Raw genomic sequence first — 18,816 nt, forward strand, 5'->3', positions numbered from 1 at the left:
CCATGACCGAATTGAAAACAGACCTCCTGGTCATTGGGGCCGGGTCCGGCGGGCTGTCAGTTGCAGCTGGGGCCAGCCAGATGGGTGCGGATGTCGTTCTGTTGGAAGGGCATAAGATGGGGGGCGATTGTCTGAATTTCGGCTGCGTCCCGTCCAAAGCGCTGATTGCAAGCGGGAAGGTTGCTTATGGTCAGGCGCATTCCGCAGCATTCGGGGTCGCGGATGCGGCTCCTCAGATCGATTATGCGGCGGCCAAGGATCATGTGCATAACGTCATCGCCCAGATCGAACCGATGGACAGCCAAGAGCGGTTCGAAGGATTTGGCGTCAAGGTGATCCGCGAATACGGCACCTTTATCTCTTCCAACCAAGTGCAGGCGGGGGATTACCTGATCTCTGCGCGCCGAATCGTGATTGCGACCGGATCTTCGCCCTTGGTGCCGCCAATCCCGGGGTTGGACACGGTTCCTTACTATACGAATGAAACCATTTTCGACCTGCGCGAGCGACCGGATCACCTGCTGATCATCGGCGGCGGCCCGATTGGTGTGGAAATGGCGCAGGCCCATCGACGTCTCGGCAGTCAGGTCACGGTCATCGAAGGTCAGAAGGCGTTGGGCAAAGACGACCCCGAAGCCGCGGCGGTGGTGCTGGAAGCGCTGCGTGACGAAGGCGTCGACATCCGCGAAGACGCCATGGTGGCGCAGATCCGAGGCAGCGAAGGCACAGTAGAGGTCGTGACCGAGAACGGTGAGATTCACCGGGGCACCCATCTTTTGATTGCGGCCGGACGTAAGGCCAATGTTGAACGCCTGAATCTGGAAGTGGCAGGAATTGAGCGCACCCGGACCGGCATTAAAACTGATGAGGCCCTGAGGACGACAAACCGCAAGGTCTATGCGATCGGTGATGTCGCGGGTGGGCTGCAGTTCACCCACGTGGCCGGGTACCACGCGGGTATCATTATTCGCTCGGGGTTGTTTGGCCTGCCGTCCAAAGCCAAAACCGCGCATATCCCCTGGGCGACCTATACCGATCCGGAACTGGCGCAGGTTGGTATGACCGAAGCACAGGCCCGCGACCAACATGGTGACAGGTTGGAAGTTGCCCGCTTTGACTATCACCACAACGACCGGGCGATATCCGAACGCAAAACAAAGGGCTTCATCAAAGTCATGGTTGTTAAAGGCCGACCTGTCGGGGCCACAATTGTGGGCCATCAAGCAGGCGAGTTGATCAACTTGTGGTCGCTGGCTTTGGCCAATAACCTGAAGATGGGGCAGATCGCCGCTATGGTTTCGCCTTATCCGACGATCGGAGAGCTTAACAAACGCGTGGCGGGTGCTTATTTCACGCCAAGGCTGTTTGAGAATCAGACAGTTAAACGAGTGGTCAGGTTCGTCCAGCGCTGGATTCCCTGACCTGAGGAGGGGCGCATTTTGAATTCGCTGTCGGGCCGATTTCTGATCCTGACGACGGTCTTCGTCATGTTGGCCGAAATCCTGATTTTTGTCCCGTCTATCGCTCGGTTCCGCGAGGATTTCCTGCTGAACCGTCTGGAGCGCGCCCAGATTGCCTCATTGGCGTTGTTGGCAGACGATATGCTGGCCGAGGATCTCGAGGCGGAACTGCTGGCGAATGCCGGTGTATATAACGTCGTGTTGCGTCGTGACGAAGTTCGGCAGCTTATGTTGTCTTCGCCGATTCCGGAATCGATCACCCAGACATACGATCTGCGCGATGCCAGTCCTTGGGTTTTGATCCGTGACGCCATGAGCCGGATTTTCAAGCCCGAAAACGAGATCATTCGAGTTATTGGCGAACCCGTCAAAGGCGCAGGGCTTTTGATTGAGGTCACCACGGACAGCGCCCCATTGCGCATGGCGATGGTGGATTACGGCCTGCGTATCCTCGGCCTTTCCTTTGTCATTTCGATAATCACTGCTTCGTTGCTTTTCCTGGCTGTGCGGGTGGTGCTTGTACGGCCAATCAAAAGCGTAGTGGGATATATGCAGCGCTACGCCAGCGCGCCCGAAGACGCGCGGGGCATTATCTCGCCAAACTCGAAAGTGACGGAACTGCGCGAGGCAGAAGAGGCGCTGAAAATGCTGCAGACGGATCTGACACAGGCGTTGCGACAGCGTGAAAGACTGGCGCAACTGGGTGGGGCGGTTGCCAAAGTCAGTCACGATCTGCGCAATATCTTAACGTCGGCACAGCTGTTCACCGACAGGATCGAATCCAGCGACGATCCCTTGGTTCGTCGGATGGCTCCGAAACTGGTGAACTCCATCACCCGCGCTGTGTCGCTGTGCGAAAGCACGCTGGCCTTTGGGCGCGCGGAAGAACCCGCGCCCACCTTGACGATGGTTCCTGTACGGGCGCTTGCTGCTGACGTTGCAGCCAGTGAGCAGCTTGCCGTCGCCGATGCCTGCGTTGAAATCGTAAACGAAGTGCCAGATGACCTGATTGTCCGCGCAGACCCCGAACAATTGTTCCGAGTCATCATGAACCTCGTGCGCAACGCCCGTCAGGCACTGGTCGCATCTGCCAAACCCGGGCGAGTAACAATTGCTGGCTGCGAATATGGAGACACCTGGTGCATTGAAATCAGCGATACAGGCCCGGGTCTTCCACCAAAAGCGCGCGAAAACCTGTTTACACCATTCCAGGGCGGAGTTCGAAAGGGCGGTTCGGGTTTGGGACTGGCAATTTCGCAGGAACTTGTGCGCGGACATGGTGGAGACCTGAGTTTGAAACACACCGGACCCGAAGGAACAGTGTTCGAAATAAGCCTTCCACGTGGCGACATGACTTTTTGAAAAATTTTTGAAGAATCGACTTGCACGTCCCACGCACCGGGTCTAAACACCGCTTCACCAACGCGGACCGATAGCTCAGCTGGATAGAGTACTTGACTACGAATCAAGGGGTCGGGGGTTCGAATCCTCCTCGGTCCGCCACTGGTTTACCTTTGACAATAAAGCCTTAAACGGTGCGGCCCACTTGATGATTTCGTGCGCGCTTTACTCAAGGCAACTTTGAGGCAACCGTTCTGGGTGAAAAAGGGTGTTTTCACCCCAATCCATACGGTCCACCCACCTGTAAGTCGCCGAACACTGCCCATGCCTGGTGACGGGCGTTTACGAGTGCTATGTCATCCTCGGGAATGCTGTCCTTGAAATTGGAGTAGGCCATTCGGTCGCCCAAGTTCATCAGCACGGTCATGAGTGGTTGCGTGGAATGAACGCCCGGAAACGATAGTCACCGCTCGGTGTTTCGATCACCTCGCCGTCCATACCATAGTCGCGTAGAAGTTCGGCGTCCTAAGCGCGGCGGAACCGCAGACAGACGCGAGAACCGATGTTCGGCCCGCTGGTTTTGCCGTATTCATCCTTTGCAACGGCAGAGAAAAAGCCCGAACCCTCGGGCGTCGAGAATGCTACCCACATATGCAGGTCTTCCTAATTTTTTGGAAAAGGGCGCCTTGCTTATCAAATACAATATAGGGCCGTCAACTCGAGGGGGCTTACGTGCGCGGGCGCATGGCCTGCAGGCACAAACCCAAACCTCTGCACCTAGCAGTAGCTTCGTGATGGTTGGAGACTATTCGTTGTCATCCAGTTTTGCCTCAATCACCTTCTGTTGAGCCAATCTCTCTGGAAGGCGGTCGCTGATGTCTTTGAGCCGCTGTGTTGGACTGACGCTCATGCCTACAGTTCCGCTGTGGGTGTGCGTGATGCTAACGCCATCAGCGCGTCCGAATGCTCGGTCCTGAGCTAGGGCCAGCAAGGCAATTTGTTCTTTGCCCGAAAGTTTTCCTGACACAAATTCACCATTCTCATCTCGGCGATTGAAGAGTTCGTTCATCGACAACAGATCGTTCATGCGTTTTACAGCGATCTCGCCGTTCGACTGGATCAACTTTCTTGTCTCGGGGTCCAGCTTGGGTCGCCCGCCGGGATTGCCAGAATGACCGGGCTTGAAGAGTGGTGTTGGCATAGTGAACTCCTCTGTTCTCAGAAAGCGAATGCACCAAGCAATAACTATCTATTTTATATACTATAATTCGGTTTGAGTTGCGAATACTTGTGCAATTTGCTGCGGGGCTGGGCGGTAGTCATGTCAGAACTACGGTCACAGCGAATTTTTGGTTAGCGTCTGCTATCGCGGAAAGCGGCCAGCAAATCAGTAAGAACTGGAAGTTCGGTTTTTTTGACTGAATGACCGCTTAGCGGCGATTAGCCAACAACTATCAAAAACAGTCGGATGACGTTGTTACGGATCGCTTGGCTATGTACCGAGCTGCGCTCAGAGATCTTGGTGTGACGGAAAAGCAATGAACGGGCAGGTGGATCAACAACCGCGTTGAGAACTTACACCTCCCGTTCAGGCGACGAGAACGCACGATGCAAAGATTTAGGCGTATGCGAAGTTTACGGAAATTCGCCGTCGTCCATTCATCCGTCTACAACCACTTCAACCAAGAGCGTTCTCTCATCAGCCGAGAAACCTTCAGGTTGACACGAGCCGCCGCTCTAAAAGAATGGGCGAAATTGGCGCGGCATAAAGGGCAGCTCTACTGGTCTATCTCAGACTGGTTCGAATTTGTCTGACAACACTGTACGGCGGGTTCGAAGTTGTATGTTGGCACAACATCTTCAGCGTATCACAAACGGGTTAGACATTGGCTCTTCTGAAGTATTTAGCCAAACAGTTTTTGTTCGTGTGTAATCGTGAATAGATTCAACACCAGCCTCTCTGCCATAGCCAGATTGATTATAACCACCAAAGGGCGCAATTGGTGACACAGCACGATAGGTGTTGATCCAACAAATTCCCGATTTCAAACGGGACGCAATGCGATGGGCGCGGGCGACATTTTCAGTGAAAACACCAGATCCAAGCCCGAACGGCGTGTCGTTGGCCAGGGCAATCGCTTCGTCTTCCGTATCAAAAGGAAGCAATGTCATCACAGGTCCGAACATTTCAACCTTGAGCGTCTCTGTTTCAGCGCTCGTGCATTCAACAAGTGTCGGGGCCATGTAATTTCCTGGCCGGTCCAGCGGCGCTCCACCAAAACGGATGCGTGCGCCTTGTTCTGTTGCCTTTGCTAGTGTGGCCTGAATTTTGGAAACCTGGGCATAAGTACAGAGCGGGCCAATATGTGTGATTTGTTCCAAAGGGTCCCCAATAACGATACCCTTCATTTTCTCTTCAATCCTTTCGGCCAGGGCTTCCAGCACTGGACGATGTATCAACCCGCGCGACCCGGCCACGCAGCTTTGGCCTGAGGCTCCAAAATTTCCTGCAATCAGGCCGTTGGCCGCGCCATCCAGATTGGCATCATCGAAAACGATGATCGGAGATTTACCGCCTAACTCCAAAGTGGTTACAGCAAAATTCTCAGCCGAATTGCGCACGACGTGACGCGCTGTTTCCGGTCCTCCGGTGAATGCGATCCGGTCCACCTCGGGATGCCGCGTGAGGGGGACCGAACAATTTTCGGCATCACCAGTAATAACGGAGATAACACCGGGCGGAAATCCTGCTTCATCGATTAGTCGCGCAAACTCCAGGATCGGAGCGGGCGCAATTTCTGATGCTTTCAGCACGACCGAACAACCTGCCGCAAGCGCAGGTCCTAGTTTTGTTGCAGTTAGAAACATTTGGGCATTCCAGGGCACGATTGCGACCACTACGCCTATGGGTTCGCGCTTTGTAAAGACATGCATATCCGGTTTGTCTATCGGAAGGACCGCACCTTCGATCTTGTCTGCGAGGCCGGCATAGTATCGATAATAATCGCCGACATAAGCTGTCTGACCCGCGGTCTCGACCAGTAGCTTTCCGCTATCCTTCGTTTCGAACTCGCCCAAGTGTTTAGCGTTCCGTTCGATCAGTTCCGCAAGCTTTAGCAACAGCCTGCCACGTGAGGTTTGCGTCATGTCGCGCCACGCTGGGTCTTCAAGCGAACGACGCGCCGCAGAAATGGCACGGTCCACGTCTTCCGCGGACGCGCAAGCGAAACTCGACCATTCCTCACCGGTTGCAGGGTTTTGCGATTTCATCACTTGCCCACGCGATCCTTCTACCCATTCGCCATCAATATAGAGCTGAAAGTGTGGTTTCTGATGCATGATCAACCCTCACTGAAACTTTGGCATTACATCGTCGATGAAACGGGCCAGCGAATCGCGCTTGCGCTCGAAGCTCATACCGCTGTCGATCCAGTACGAGAACTCATCATATCCAAGGTCCTCATAGCGTCTCAGGCGGTCCGTGACATCATTTGCGGTCCCGAAAGTTAGATCACGAGCCAGGTTTTCCGGGACCATCATCGTGTTGGCCGCCATCTCTTCTTCCGTCAATTCTTGGATCAAGCCCTGTTGGACTGGCCGTTTGTTTTGGAACCATGCTCCGAAATAATTATAAAAGCGTGACAATTCCTTTGCAGCCTGATCCAGATCAGTTTCGTTGCTGCCAACATAGGTGTGGTGCAGTAGCATGATCTTGGGGCGAGAGCCCTGATAATCTGCACAGGCATATTCAAATCGACCCATTAGCGTTTCTATTTCCTCCATGCCCTGCCACAGCGGTGTAACCTGGATATTAAAGCCGTTCTGAACACCGAACTCATGGCTGTTTGGATCCCGTGCGGCGATCCAGATGGGCGGTCCTCCGGGTTGTACGGGCTTGGGTGCCGAGGTGGTTGCAGGAAATTCGAAGAACTCTCCGTCATGCGCACAATCTCCTTCCCATAGCTTGGGCAAAAGCGGCGCGATCTCGCGCATACGCTGGCCGGCATCCCATGCATCCATTCCGGGCATCATCCGTTCGTACTCATAGGAATAGGCACCGCGCGCGATCCCTAGTTCGATACGGCCGCCGGTCATGAGATCAGCAGCCGCCGCTTCCCCAGCTAGCTTGATCGGGTGCCAGAAGGGCGCAATCACTGTACCGGTGCCAAGCCGTATTTTTTTGGTGTGATGCGCGATATCCACTAAGGACATCAGCGGGTTCGGCGCGATGGTAAAGTCCATGCCGTGGTGCTCGCCGGTCCAGACAGCACGCATTCCGGCCTCATCGGCCATCTTGCACAGCTCAATGAACTCTTCATACAGCTTCTCATGGGATTGATCGGGGCTCAGCCGCTCAATGTGTGCAAAAAGAGAAAACTCCATCATTCAGTTCCTTTCCGAGAGGCCGTGCGTGTCGCCCTGCAGCGCGCTGCCAAGATAAAGTGAGAAGTCGCGGGTCCGGCTTTCCAGTGCATAGCGAGCCATCATTGTCGCGATCGGTTGCGTAGCGTAAGAAAGGGTTGCCAAATCCTTGATTGCGACCACATCGAGATCGCCGGGCCGCGCAATATCTGGTGCTTTGGCCAGTGTATATACATGATGCGTTGTGGGATCGTCATAGACCGAGTAGATAACGCCCAGATGTGCGTCGACTCCACAAGCGTGTAGCTCTCGCCGGAGGCTGTCCCGCAGTTGCCGCCGATCTGAAAGCGTGACTTGGGGCGGTCTGAAGCCAGCCTCGGTTTTCTCCAGTAATACACGTCCTTCATGTTCGATGATAGCACCGCAGACGACCTTTAGCCCCGTGGGTTCAAGAGCACCGCGTTCCAGACCAAGACTGAAATACCGTCCGTTTGCAAAGCCGAGTGCCGGGATTTCGGTGTAGTTATACGCCTCGACTTGCCCGATCAAAACGCAATGGTCGCCTGCCTCAACCACCTTATGGGTCTTGCAGGAAAACGTCGCGACTGCGTCGGTAATCAGTGGAATGCCGCGCGTGTCGAGGGTGTGTTCTACTTTGGCAAATCGATCACCTTTGAAACCGGCGAATGTGTTGGACACATCCTCTTGCCCCTCGGCCAGAATATTCACAGCAAAACGATTACAGGTCGAGAATTCGTGATATGATGACAGGCTTTTGCCGGGGCAAACCAAGAGGAGTGGCGGATCTAGCGAAACCGATGTAAAAGAATTTGCCGTGAAGCCTAGAACCATGCCAGAGGTATTGCGCATGGTCACAACTGTTACGCCTGTCATGAAACCGCCAAATGCGCGTCGGAGTTCACGGGGGTCGAGTTCGGTCATGGTTGTATCTCGCTCAGTAAGCTGGAAATGGCGGTGTTGACATGAATTGCATGTGTCATCGGCAACATATGGGCCGCGCCGTCAATGATCTGCGCACAGCCGTTTGGGGCGACTTCCGCCATAGTGCGAGACATGTCAGGCGTGGAGTTCGGCTCTAGACTGCCAGTCAGAAAAAGCGCTGGAAATCTAATCTTCCCCAACGCCTCTCGCCGAGGACTTTGGCTTTGGGCAAAAACTGAATACGCCAGCTTGTAGGCCGCTGGATCCATGGCTGTTAGCCATTCATAGCAGGCATCGCGTTCGGGCGAAGCAACATCGCCGAACCATCGGTGCAACGTGTCGGTTGGATCGACCTGTGTTTTGCCGTCCAATTTTGCAGCCCGATCCTGTACCGCTTGCGCTGCTTTTGCACTGCGCTCAAAAACAGCGTTCAAAGCCACGACACCTCGGACCTGATCCGTTGCCTTGGCGGCAAGATCCAGAGCGATCATAGCGCCCATGGAGTGACCCACCACAATGACCGGCCCATTCAAACAGTCCAGAACACTCTGGACCGCATCCCGGTAGTCCGACAGCTTACCGTTGGAGGTGTTAAGCGGGCTTTCTCCATGACCAGGCATGTCCGGAGCGGTCAAGCGACCTGCAGAGGCCAGCCCGTCCAACTGGGCCCCCCATGCTTCAGCGCGTAGGCCGACGCCGTGCAGCAACAGAACATCCGGTCCTGAGCCAGATTGAGTTGCGGCCAGCCCGCCGATCTCAGAGCGCGGCCGGGTTGTCCACGTCATGGTCCAATTCCTGAAGGTCTTGATAACGATCACCAATGCGGTGATGCGGTCTGCCTGAGGTAGCCGCCCCCAAGACGATAACGATCTCGTCATCGCGCGGCGCATCAGAGATTGAAAACTGTATGGTTAGGTAGTGTGAACGGCGCCCGACATCGTTCTTGTCCATCAATGGCACCATGATCGGCGCATTCGCCGGACCACGTGTATTCGTGAACGCCAGATAGGATTTAGCGCCAACCGCCTGTCTGTAGTGATTGCCGAAGCGCAGAGTATGAATGAGCCCCGAAGCGTGCTCGACCTCGCCATTCAGCCCGACGACTGCCGCCTTACCATAGGCTTCGATCGCGTTACTACTTCCGGCTAACGCAATCATGCGGTCTGAAATCATCTTTCCAAGAATGGGTCCGTAGACCTGGATTTCCGGCTTAAGGTCTTCGACGTATCGACCAGCCCATGGGTTGGTGACTATTGCGGCCACTGCAAACATGCGCCAGGGGGGATCCGCTGGCCGGAATCCTTCAACAAGAACCTCTTCGTCGTAGGTAACAAACTTGCGTATCTCTGGCTGCATCATACCCCTCCTGTCGCGCTGGTTGAGGTTAGAAACGAGCGTGATTTTTGACAAATGATTGAATTATGTGCTTTCACATTAAAAAGACTAATGGCCAACTTGACCAATGAGCAAATCACTTCCGCCTCTAACCTGGTTCCGCTCCTTTGAGGCCGCTGCGCGCACACTGAGTTTTACGATAGCGGCGGAAGAAATCGGTCTGACACAATCGGCCGTTAGTCAGCAGGTAAAATCTCTTGAGATGCGATTGGGGACAGCGCTTTTTACGCGGCATCCGCGCAGTCTGGCCCTGACAGATGCCGGGCGAAAACTGTTGCCCGAGGTTGGCAGGGCACTTGAGGTACTTGCCGCGGCTGCTGGAAGGGCCGATGCTAGCGCACCAGGTGATGTTCTGACGGTCGCAACATCAGTCAGCATCGCACAATGGGTCATCGCTCCAAATCTTGCAGACTTTGCCAGGCGCCATCCCGATATTCGCGTGCGCCTGTTAAGTGCAATCTGGCCTGACGATTTCCATGCGACTCAGGCTGACGTTCAAATCCGGTTCGGTTCAGAAAAGCAGGTAGGGCAAGATTCCGAGCGCTTGATACCGGACAGCCTGGTTGCTTTTAAGGCGCCGACGCTTGCCGGAGACCCGTTTGATCTTCCGCTTATTGAGGCAGTCGGAACGTCAAGCGGTTGGAACACTTGGTTCGAGAAGCAGGGCGAGCGGCGCCAGCCAACCGTTTTCGTCGATACATTCGGTATGGCGCTTCAGCTTGCCGCTCATGGTAGCGGTGTCGCTCTGGTTAGCGAATTGCTGGCAAAACATGCGATTGCATCCGGTTCGGTCGAACGCGCGCATAGCTTATCTGTCAAATGCAACGAGGGGTATTTTCTTTCCTCCGATGACACCAATCCTGCGGCCACATTGTTTCATAACTGGTTGCTTGAACAGTTCAACGATTGATCAAATTTCCACAACCAATCGACGGTGCAACTATCACGGTTTCACAGACATTTTTCGAGGCCGATGGCACAAACACTCTGCAGGTCCGCTTTCCTTGATCAGGATCGACTCGGTTATCGCAAGGCCCCAATCGTCCATCCAAAGTCCGGGCATAAAGTGGAACGTCATGCCTGCTTCCAGGATCGTATTGTCTTCGTCGCGCAGCGAAATTGTGCGTTCACCCCAGTCCGGAGGATAACTGAGGCCGATAGGATAGCCACAGCGCGCACCGCGTTCGATCCCTTCACGTTCAAGCGGTGCCGCAAGCGCCTTGGCAATATCGCTTGCGCGATTACCGGGCCTAGCGGCCTCTAGGCCTTTCTCCAACCCTTCAACCAAAGCTGCCTCGGCCTTTTTGACGTGATCGGGCGGTTGGCCCAGAAATACCGATCGGCAGAAAGGTGCATGATAGCGGCGATAGCACCCTGACAGCTCAAAGAAGGTACATTCGCCCGACCTGAACACATCTCCATTCCATGTCAAATGCGGCGCAGCAGCTTCGGATCCTGACGGTAAAAGTGGCACGATGGCTGCGTAGTCTCCCCAGTCATCACCGACGCCCGTTATCGCATCGTGATATATCTGCGCGACCAGTTCATTCTTACGCAGCCCGGGTACAACGCGTTCAAGCACACCGTCAGTCACGAATTCTGAAATTCGGGCCGCCTTGCGCATCAGGGCGATTTCTTCGTTGGATTTCACGACCCGTTCCCAGTTAACCAAGGCCGTTGCATCGATCAGGGTTGCCCCGGGCAGTTCCGTTTTCAGAGTAATATGGGCTTTGGCCGAGTAGTAATAATTATCCAGTTCCACCCCAATTCGGCTTTGGCCATGTCCGCATTCTTCAATAAGCTTGGCTAGGTCCTGCATTGGATGCTGCGTGGTCGACTGCACGAAGTGATCTGCGTATCCGAAAACCCGATCGTCCCCCATCCACACGGTGCGCAGCGCACCGTTTGCATCCTGCCGGCGCCCCCACCAGATCGGGTCCGCGTCAAGAAAAATCAACGCACCCTGGTGAACGTAGAAAGACCAGCCCTCATATCCAGTGAGCCATCCGATGTTCGAAGGGTCTTCGATAAAAAGGCAGTCAATTCCTTTTGCGTCCATCGCCTTTCGGGTCTTGGCAAGACGACGGTCATATTCCGCCCGGCTGAAGGCTGGATCAGAGTGGGTCATTGGCGCCTCCGGTCAACAAAAGACTTTGGTTGACAGAACCCTACCGATCCGCTCACGTCAACGAGCGAGAATTCGGGGGCTGCATGAAAACCGATATCAATCCGCACCGAAAGGTGCGAAGCACCGGGCCATTCAGGCTGCGTCATTTCAACTTTTCAGCCTGCATGCGGCGCATTATCGCTGAGGTCGCCGGATGAGGGGGTTCGAGCCAGCAGAATTCGCAGCGCGTACCGAACGCGTACAGGTGATGATGAATGCCGTGGGCCTGTCGGCGCTGCTGCTGACCACGGAAACCGATGTGCGTTACTTTACCGGATACCTGACCAGATTCTGGCAAAGCCCGACCCGTCCTTGGTTCCTGATCCTGCCTGCGGTCGGTAAACCGGTTGCAGTTATCCCCTCGATCGGCGCCTCGTTGATGGGGCAAACCTGGATCGACGACATCCGAACGTGGAGTTCGCCCGACCTTCAGGATGACGGCGTCTCGCTTTTGACGGATGCCCTGACGGAAATGACGCCCCCCAAAGGCCGTATCGGAATGCCCGATGGTCACGAGACGCACGCGCGTATGCCAATGTCGGATATTGAACGCCTGCGAAACAGGCTCGGTTCGCGCCACATCACCGGAGACCACGGTATTTTGCGCGAACTGCGCATGGTGAAGTCCGAGGCGGAAATTGCCAAAATTGAAACCGCGTGCGGCATTGCCGGTCGAGCCTTCGCCCGAGTTCCTGAGATTGCTCGGGATGGCGTGCCCTTGGATCAAGTATTTCGCCGTTTCCAGATACTCTGTCTGGAAGAAGGTGCCGACTGGGTGCCGTATCTCGCAGGTGGGGCAGAGCAGGGCGGTTATTCTGACGTGATTTCGCCGGCGTCGTCGTCCCCCTTGAAGGCTGGCGACGTACTGATGCTTGATACCGGCTTGGTCTGGGATGGGTATTTCAGCGACTTCGACCGCAACTGGTCGGTTGGCCGACCAAATCCCGACGTGCGATCTGCTTACGCCAGGCTGATCGAAGCGTCAGACGCCGCATTCGAAATTGCGCGACCCGGCGCAACCGCTGCAGACTTGTTTCATTCCATGAATGCGGTACTGACCAAAGACTCTGAAGGCACGGATGCCGGCCGATTGGGTCACGGGTTGGGGATGTCACTGACCGAATGGCCGTCCCTGATCTCGACGGATCAGACCGTTCTTAAACCTGGTATGGTGCTGACCTTGGAGCCGGGCATCGCAGTCGGGGAAAAGATCCTGGTTCACGAGGAAAACATCGTCGTTACTACCGGTGCTCCTCGCTTTATTAGCCCGCGCATTGGTCCGGAGATGATCGAGCTATGACCCAAATTCCCTACACGCTTGATGAAGATGACCCGCAAATTTATCCACTAGGTTTGATTGTTCTGCAGGTCGACGAAACGATTGAGCCAGAACTCAGCGCGTATTTCTCAGATCAGAAAAACCCGCTTTATGTTACACGCATACCCAGTGGGATTGAGGTAACAACTGAAAGCCTTTCCGAAATGGAGAAAGCCCTGCCAGCGGCGGCAGGGTTGTTGCCAAGCGTGCGGCCCTTTCGAGTGGTCGGATATGGCTGTACATCGGCCAGTTCGGTCATCGGATCAGAACGTGTGGCTGAACTTGTCAAGCAAGCGTGCAAAACAGACGAAGTTACAAACCCTATGCGCGCTGCGACTGCTTGCGCTGCTGACATAGGTGTTTCGAAATTCGCTTTGCTTTCTCCTTACATCGAGGAGGTCAACGCACCGCTGCGCACCGCGTTCTTGGAAAACGGTATAACTATGGACGTTTTTGGGACATTTGGGCAAGCCGAAGAGGCAAAGGTTGCGCGTATTTCAGTACAGTCTGTGATCGACGCTGCTACAGACTTGGGATCTGATCCGTCAGTTGAAGCGGTATTCCTTAGCTGCACCAACCTTCGGACTTTTGACGCAATCCCAGAGATTCGTGAGCGAATTGGCAAGCCTGTTCTATCAAGTAATCAAAGCCTTGCATGGCATATGCGTCGCCTCAATGTTGCTGATTGAAGTAGCAAACATGAAATGAAAAAGCGAAAAAACGTCATCTAATGTTGCCAAGCGCCCACTGCATCGTCTTAACTGATGACTACAGATCAATGAAATCCGAACTCATCGGATAATCAATTGACGCAACAGGGGGTCTTGTGACCGACACGAATAACGATGCCGCGTTTGTTGAATTTCAACGCGTTCAAAAGTCTTATGATGGCGAGAATCTCGTCGTTAAAGACCTTAATCTGGCAATGCCAAAGGGTGAGTTCCTAACGATGCTCGGGCCGTCCGGCTCGGGCAAAACAACCTGTCTGATGATGCTTGCCGGCTTTGAAACAGCCACTCATGGCGAAATCCTGTTGGATGGGAAGCCTATCAACAATATCCCGCCGCACAAACGTGGCATTGGTATGGTGTTTCAGAACTACGCTCTGTTTCCGCATATGACAGTTGCCGAAAACCTTTCTTTCCCCTTGGAAGTCCGCAAACTGGGCAAGTCTGAACGGGAGGAAAAGGTTCAACGCGCTCTGGATATGGTTCAGATGGGCGCTTTTGGGGGGCGCCGTCCCGCTCAGCTTTCCGGTGGCCAACAGCAGCGGATTGCGCTGGCCCGTGCGCTGGTGTTCGAACCCGAATTGGTTCTGATGGACGAACCGCTGGGCGCGCTGGACAAGCAGTTGCGCGAGCACATGCAGTTCGAGATCACACGCTTGGCGCACGAATTGGGTATCACCACCGTATACGTGACCCACGACCAGACCGAAGCGCTGACCATGTCTGACCGGGTCGCCGTTTTTGACGACGGTCGTATTCAACAGCTTGCTCCGCCTGATCAGCTCTATGAAGAACCGGAAAACAGCTTTGTTGCTCAGTTCATCGGGGAAAACAACACCTTGGAAGGTGCCGTAAAATCGATTGATGGTGACACGTGCCTTGTGCAACTGGATGATGGATCTGAGATTGACGCGGTGCCTATCAATGTTCACGCGCCGGGTGAAAGGACCAAAGTGTCAATCCGGCCTGAGCGTGTGGAATTCAACAAAGATCGCCTGCATGCCGATGCTCACACGCTGAAGGCTACGGTCAAAGAGTTCATATACATGGGCGATGTGTTCCGTTTCCGCATGTCCGTTGCGGGGAATGATGAGTTCATCGTTAAAACCCGGAACGCACCAGACGCAATTCGCCTGACCCCCGGTCAGGAGATCGAGATCGGCTGGCTGGCTCAGGATTGTCGTGCGCTCGACGCATAGACCAAGCTGCGCGAAACAAGCACAGCTCAATCAGAGGGACCGGCTGATGAAGACCCGTGCATCAGCTGACCACACACATAAACGGGACCAACTGGGAGTAATCTACACATGAAAGCAACTAAAACCCTTCTGACAACGGCCGCCGTCGCCATTGCGGCGGGTGGTGTTTCTGCCGAGGAAATGACCATCGTTTCCTGGGGCGGCGCCTATTCCAAATCGCAACTCAAGGCCTATCACGAGCCCTATTCGGAAAAGACAGGCGTCACCATTCTGAATGATGACAGCTCGGCCGAAGCTGTGGCCAAGCTGCGCGCGATGAACGAAGCGGGCAACATCACGTGGGATGTGGTCGACGTTGTGGCAGCGGATGCGATCCGTCTGTGCGATGAAGGTTTGGCAATGGAAATCGACCCCGATACCATGCTGGCACCTGCACCCGATGGCACCTCGGCCGCGGATGATTTCGGCGATCTTCTGGTGAGCGACTGCTTTATCCCGCAGATTGTGTATTCGACCACGTTCGGCTATCGCACCGATCTGGTTGGTGACACCCCGCCGACCGAGATCTGCGCGGTGTTCGACCTCGAGAACTATCCGGGCAAGCGCTCGCTCGAAAAGCGTCCGATCAACAACATGGAATGGGCTCTGCTTTGCGACGGCGTCGCCAAGGATGACGTCTATGACGTGCTGGCCACACCTGAAGGTCAGGACCAGGCCTTGGCCAAGCTCGACACGATCAAGGACAGCGTCGTCTGGTGGTCCGCAGGTGCCGATACACCGCAGTTGCTGGCCGATGGCGAAGTCATCATGGGCTCGACCTATAACGGTCGACTGTTCAGTGTGATCGAAGAGCAGAAGCAGCCTGTCGCCATGTTGTGGGACGCGCAAGTGTTCGATCTGGACGGTTGGATCATTCCGGCTGGCCTGAGCGAAGAGCGTCAGCAGCGCGCTCTGGACTACATCATGTTCGCGACAGACACGCAGCGTCTGGCCGACCAGGCCAAGTACATCTCTTATGGCCCAGCTCGTGCTTCGTCCGCTCCGCTGGTTGGACAACACGCGGAACTGGGTATCGACATGGCACCACATATGCCGACCGATCCGGAAAACGCTAAGAACACTTTCCTGTATAACTACGAGTTCTGGGCGGACTACCGCGACGACATCGACGCCAAATTCCAGGCGTGGTTGGCACAATAAAAGCCTAATTTCATAAAATAGCCGGGGGCGGTGCGCCGCCCTTGGTCAACAAAACCCAAGGGGCTTATATGACCGACGCAACCCAAAATGCGGGGCCGATGCTGGCGGCTGACGGAACGCCGCTCAAGCAATCGCTGGCGCGCTCGCTTCGGCGGCAAAAACTGCGGGCGCTGATGTTGGTTGCCCCGTTGCTGCTGTTTGTTCTGTTCTCGTTCATCGTTCCGATAGCGTCGATGCTGTTCCGCTCGGTGGAAAACGGCATTGTGCAGGAAACGCTGCCCCTGACCGTCGAGGCCTTGCAAAGCTGGGATGAAAACAGCGGCGAATTGCCGGACGAGGCCGTCTATGACGCCTTTGTCCAGGATATGGTCGTGGCTGTCGACAACAAGACACATACCCGACTGGGCTCGCGTCTGAACTACGAAGAGACAGGCATGTCTTCGATGTTCCGCCGCTCGGGTCGAAAAATGGGCAAGCTGGACCCCGAAACAGATGGGCCGTTCAAGGATCAAGTGATCGAAATCCACGAGGGTTGGGGGGACCCGCAGACTTGGGCGGTGATCAAGACGCACTCGCCCGCTGTGACGAATGGATACTTCCTGAACGCGGTCGATATGCGCCGCACACCCGAAGGCGCGCAGGCGCAGCCCGAGGACAAGCAGATCCTGATCAAGCTGTTCGGACGCACCTTGTTCATGTCGCTGGTGATCACCGCGTCCTGTATCTTGTTAGCCTATCCGGTCAGTTACCTGCTAGCGACCCTGCCAATGCGGGTGTCAAACCTGCTGATGATCCTTGTTTTGTTACCTTTCTGGACCTCGCTGCTGGTGCGAACCTCGGCGTGGAAGGTCATGTTGCAACAACAGGGTGTAATCAACGAAACGCTAGTCTGGCTTGGCTTGGTGGCCGATGACGCCCGACTTGTCATCATCAACAACCAGATCGGTACGATCATCGCGATGACGCATATCCTTCTGCCCTTCATGATCCTGCCGATGTATTCGGTGATGCAGACGATCCCCGAATCTTACACCCGCGCCGCGAAATCTATGGGCGCGACGAACTGGACGACCTTCTGGCGCATCTATTTCCCGCAATCCATTCCAGGCATCGGCGCGGGGTCGATCCTCGTGTTCATTCTGGCCATCGGCTATTACATCACACCCGAGATTGTGGGCGGCACAAAAGGTGTCTTCATCTCGAACCGGATTGCGTATCACATCTCGTCCTCGCTGAACTGGGGGCTTGCGGCTGCGCTGGGCACGATCCTGTTGGCCGTCGTGCTGTTGCTATACTGGTGTTACGACAAAATCGTTGGCATTGATAACGTGAAGCTGGGATAATCGACATGGCCGCACTTACTCCGATTTCCCGCAAACCGATGTCCATGGTCCTGCCAAGCGTCGCGTTGGCAGGGGCTTTTGCCGGTGTTTTCGTTGGCGCAGGAAACGGTTCGATCTTTCTGGGCATTATTGGCGGAGCCGCCATTATCGCGGCGCTGGCCTGGATCTACATCGCTGTTCTGAAGAATGAGAACCTGGCCCGCTGGATCACCATCCTCGGCTTCGGCGTAGCCGGAATTCTGTTTTCGGGCCCGATGGGTGGCGTTCTGGGCCTGCTGGGCGGCTGGTTCTTCGCGTGGTTCATATTCTGGCTTTATGAGGGCCGCTATCGCCGCAAACTGCTGCCATATCTGACAGCGAAACAGGTTTTCTATCACTACCTGTTTCGCGTGATCTGTGGTGCGATCTTCGTCTTCCTGATCACGCCGATTCTGGTGGTGTTGCCATTGTCTTTCAATGCGCAAGATTTCTTTACCTTCACGCCCGAGATGCTGAGGCTTGATCCGGAAGGCTATTCGTTGAAGCATTACCGAGATTTCTTCACCAATAACGAATGGCAACGCAGCTTCAAGAACTCGCTGATCATCGCGCCGATTGCGACGGTTATTTCGGTAACGTTGGGAACGCTGGCCGCGATCGGGCTCAGCCAGTCTCACGTTCCCGGACGCCGCGCAATCATGGGAATTCTGATTTCGCCGATGATTGTGCCGCTGATCATCTCGGCGACGGGTATGTTCTTTTTCTACAGTGATATCGGGCGTTTCCTCGAAGGTACACTGGGCATGAACAAGAACTTCGTAGGCTATCTGAAAGTTATCCTGGCCCACGCAGTGCTGGGTATCCCCTTTGTGATCATTACCGTGACGGCGACACTGGTCGGCTTTGATCGATCTCTGACACGGGCGGCGGCTAATATGGGCGCAGGGCCTGTGCGGACCTTCTTCAAGATACAGATGCCATTGATATTGCCGGGCGTTATCTCGGGTGGCCTGTTCGCCTTCATCACATCATTCGACGAAGTAGTTGTGGTGCTGTTTGTCGGCTCCGCCTCGCAAAAGACGTTGCCGTGGCAGATGTTCACCGGCCTGCGGGAGCAGATCAGTCCAACCATTCTGGCGGTCGCGACAATCCTTGTGGTCCTGTCCATCGCCCTGCTGACGACGGTCGAACTGTTGCGACGTAGATCGGAGCGTCTGCGGGGTCTTTCGCCCGCTTGACGCAGCAAACCGTCTGATCTAACGATTCACCTGTTCATCTCTGCTGCGATGGCGTCGCGGCGACGAATGAGGTGATCGGCTCTCGGACCCCGAGGCCGCCTGTCCTGAACGCCGGGACATGTGGCCGGGAAATGCACGCCCGGC

The 18,816-nt window shown here is 55.1% G+C and carries 16 protein-coding genes, 1 tRNA gene and 2 pseudogenes; 12 read left to right on the top strand and 7 right to left on the bottom strand.

The window, feature by feature from the left end:
• Window positions 1–2: 2 nt before the first annotated feature.
• The 3 genes from ACR3EH_RS13565 to ACR3EH_RS13575 all read left to right on the top strand — a co-directional run bounded on the left by ACR3EH_RS13565 (window position 3) and on the right by ACR3EH_RS13575 (window position 2,963).
• Window positions 3–1,421, top strand: a complete 1,419-nt coding sequence (locus ACR3EH_RS13565; RefSeq protein ID WP_171186618.1) for a dihydrolipoyl dehydrogenase family protein — start codon at window positions 3–5, stop codon at window positions 1,419–1,421.
• Between the two features lie 15 nt (window positions 1,422–1,436).
• On the top strand, window positions 1,437–2,822 hold the full coding sequence (locus ACR3EH_RS13570) for a sensor histidine kinase (protein WP_171675759.1): 1,386 nt from the start codon (window positions 1,437–1,439) through the stop codon (window positions 2,820–2,822).
• A gap of 64 nt (window positions 2,823–2,886) precedes the next feature.
• Window positions 2,887–2,963, top strand: a tRNA-Arg gene (locus ACR3EH_RS13575).
• 643 nt (window positions 2,964–3,606) lie between these two features.
• On the opposite strand, the gene ACR3EH_RS13580 is transcribed toward ACR3EH_RS13575, so the two are convergent.
• Window positions 3,607–4,002 (bottom strand): hypothetical protein, encoded by a 396-nt coding sequence (locus ACR3EH_RS13580; protein ID WP_171186614.1) that lies wholly within the window; start codon window positions 4,000–4,002, stop codon window positions 3,607–3,609.
• Between the two features lie 269 nt (window positions 4,003–4,271).
• Here ACR3EH_RS13580 and ACR3EH_RS13585 point away from each other — a divergent pair.
• Window positions 4,272–4,616 (top strand): annotated as a pseudogene (locus tag ACR3EH_RS13585) (DDE-type integrase/transposase/recombinase); the annotation flags it as partial.
• Between the two features lie 45 nt (window positions 4,617–4,661).
• Here ACR3EH_RS13585 and ACR3EH_RS13590 read toward each other — a convergent pair.
• From ACR3EH_RS13590 to ACR3EH_RS13610, 5 genes are read right to left on the bottom strand one after another with little or no spacing between them, the layout of a single operon-like run.
• Window positions 4,662–6,140, bottom strand: a complete 1,479-nt coding sequence (locus ACR3EH_RS13590; protein WP_171186612.1) for an aldehyde dehydrogenase — start codon at window positions 6,138–6,140, stop codon at window positions 4,662–4,664.
• Between the two features lie 9 nt (window positions 6,141–6,149).
• On the bottom strand, window positions 6,150–7,184 hold the full coding sequence (locus ACR3EH_RS13595) for an LLM class flavin-dependent oxidoreductase (RefSeq protein WP_171186610.1): 1,035 nt from the start codon (window positions 7,182–7,184) through the stop codon (window positions 6,150–6,152).
• A 3-nt stretch (window positions 7,185–7,187) separates the two neighbouring features.
• Entirely contained in the window at window positions 7,188–8,105 is a 918-nt protein-coding gene (locus ACR3EH_RS13600) for a flavin reductase family protein (protein ID WP_171186607.1), read from the bottom strand.
• Window positions 8,102–8,890, bottom strand: a complete 789-nt coding sequence (locus tag ACR3EH_RS13605) for an alpha/beta fold hydrolase (protein ID WP_171186605.1) — start codon at window positions 8,888–8,890, stop codon at window positions 8,102–8,104. The genes ACR3EH_RS13600 and ACR3EH_RS13605 overlap by 4 nt, the downstream gene beginning before the upstream one ends.
• Entirely contained in the window at window positions 8,862–9,461 is a 600-nt protein-coding gene (locus ACR3EH_RS13610; protein WP_171186603.1) for an amino acid synthesis family protein, read from the bottom strand. The genes ACR3EH_RS13605 and ACR3EH_RS13610 overlap by 29 nt, the downstream gene beginning before the upstream one ends.
• Window positions 9,462–9,567: 106 nt before the next feature.
• On the opposite strand from ACR3EH_RS13610, the pseudogene ACR3EH_RS13615 reads away from it, so the two are divergent.
• Both ACR3EH_RS13615 and ACR3EH_RS13620 read left to right on the top strand, forming a co-directional pair.
• Window positions 9,568–9,756: pseudogene (locus ACR3EH_RS13615) on the top strand (LysR family transcriptional regulator); the annotation flags it as partial.
• A gap of 18 nt (window positions 9,757–9,774) precedes the next feature.
• Window positions 9,775–10,410, top strand: coding sequence for a LysR substrate-binding domain-containing protein (locus ACR3EH_RS13620; RefSeq protein ID WP_253746799.1), 636 nt, complete (start codon window positions 9,775–9,777; stop codon window positions 10,408–10,410).
• Between the two features lie 33 nt (window positions 10,411–10,443).
• Here ACR3EH_RS13620 and ACR3EH_RS13625 read toward each other — a convergent pair whose 3' ends face one another.
• Window positions 10,444–11,628 (bottom strand): M24 family metallopeptidase, encoded by a 1,185-nt coding sequence (locus tag ACR3EH_RS13625; RefSeq protein ID WP_171675621.1) that lies wholly within the window; start codon window positions 11,626–11,628, stop codon window positions 10,444–10,446.
• Between the two features lie 193 nt (window positions 11,629–11,821).
• Here ACR3EH_RS13625 and ACR3EH_RS13630 point away from each other — a divergent pair, with 193 nt between their 5' ends.
• The 6 genes from ACR3EH_RS13630 to ACR3EH_RS13655 all read left to right on the top strand — a co-directional run bounded on the left by ACR3EH_RS13630 (window position 11,822) and on the right by ACR3EH_RS13655 (window position 18,672).
• A complete protein-coding gene (locus ACR3EH_RS13630) occupies window positions 11,822–12,967 on the top strand; it encodes a M24 family metallopeptidase (RefSeq protein WP_171675623.1) in 1,146 nt (381 codons plus the stop codon).
• Window positions 12,964–13,674 carry a maleate cis-trans isomerase family protein gene (locus ACR3EH_RS13635; protein ID WP_171186595.1) on the top strand — a complete coding sequence of 237 codons (711 nt, stop codon included), beginning with the start codon at window positions 12,964–12,966 and terminating at the stop codon, window positions 13,672–13,674. The genes ACR3EH_RS13630 and ACR3EH_RS13635 overlap by 4 nt, the downstream gene beginning before the upstream one ends.
• 137 nt (window positions 13,675–13,811) lie before the next feature.
• The gene (locus tag ACR3EH_RS13640) at window positions 13,812–14,912 is read left to right on the top strand and encodes an ABC transporter ATP-binding protein (protein ID WP_171186593.1); all 1,101 of its coding nucleotides are present in this window, start codon (window positions 13,812–13,814) and stop codon (window positions 14,910–14,912) included.
• Between the two features lie 108 nt (window positions 14,913–15,020).
• Window positions 15,021–16,112, top strand: a complete 1,092-nt coding sequence (locus ACR3EH_RS13645; RefSeq protein ID WP_171186591.1) for an extracellular solute-binding protein — start codon at window positions 15,021–15,023, stop codon at window positions 16,110–16,112.
• A 68-nt stretch (window positions 16,113–16,180) separates the two neighbouring features.
• Complete coding sequence (locus tag ACR3EH_RS13650) at window positions 16,181–17,455, top strand: ABC transporter permease (protein ID WP_171186589.1); 1,275 nt, start codon at window positions 16,181–16,183, stop codon at window positions 17,453–17,455.
• A gap of 5 nt (window positions 17,456–17,460) precedes the next feature.
• Entirely contained in the window at window positions 17,461–18,672 is a 1,212-nt protein-coding gene (locus tag ACR3EH_RS13655; RefSeq protein ID WP_171186587.1) for an ABC transporter permease, read from the top strand.
• Window positions 18,673–18,816 lie beyond the last annotated feature (144 nt).

It is taken from the genome of Ruegeria sp. BG7, assembly GCF_056535685.1.

Coding starts and splice junctions, on each gene's coding strand:
- ACR3EH_RS13565 (WP_171186618.1), top strand. CDS start 3: ATGACCGAATTGAAAACAGACCTCCTGGTCATTGGGGCCGGGTCCGGC.
- ACR3EH_RS13580 (WP_171186614.1), bottom strand. CDS start 4,002: ATGCCAACACCACTCTTCAAGCCCGGTCATTCTGGCAATCCCGGCGGG.
- ACR3EH_RS13590 (WP_171186612.1), bottom strand. CDS start 6,140: ATGCATCAGAAACCACACTTTCAGCTCTATATTGATGGCGAATGGGTA.
- ACR3EH_RS13595 (WP_171186610.1), bottom strand. CDS start 7,184: ATGGAGTTTTCTCTTTTTGCACACATTGAGCGGCTGAGCCCCGATCAA.
- ACR3EH_RS13600 (WP_171186607.1), bottom strand. CDS start 8,105: ATGACCGAACTCGACCCCCGTGAACTCCGACGCGCATTTGGCGGTTTC.
- ACR3EH_RS13605 (WP_171186605.1), bottom strand. CDS start 8,890: ATGACGTGGACAACCCGGCCGCGCTCTGAGATCGGCGGGCTGGCCGCA.
- ACR3EH_RS13610 (WP_171186603.1), bottom strand. CDS start 9,461: ATGCAGCCAGAGATACGCAAGTTTGTTACCTACGACGAAGAGGTTCTT.
- ACR3EH_RS13625 (WP_171675621.1), bottom strand. CDS start 11,628: ATGACCCACTCTGATCCAGCCTTCAGCCGGGCGGAATATGACCGTCGT.
- ACR3EH_RS13630 (WP_171675623.1), top strand. CDS start 11,822: ATGAGGGGGTTCGAGCCAGCAGAATTCGCAGCGCGTACCGAACGCGTA.
- ACR3EH_RS13635 (WP_171186595.1), top strand. CDS start 12,964: ATGACCCAAATTCCCTACACGCTTGATGAAGATGACCCGCAAATTTAT.
- ACR3EH_RS13645 (WP_171186591.1), top strand. CDS start 15,021: ATGAAAGCAACTAAAACCCTTCTGACAACGGCCGCCGTCGCCATTGCG.
- ACR3EH_RS13650 (WP_171186589.1), top strand. CDS start 16,181: ATGACCGACGCAACCCAAAATGCGGGGCCGATGCTGGCGGCTGACGGA.
- ACR3EH_RS13655 (WP_171186587.1), top strand. CDS start 17,461: ATGGCCGCACTTACTCCGATTTCCCGCAAACCGATGTCCATGGTCCTG.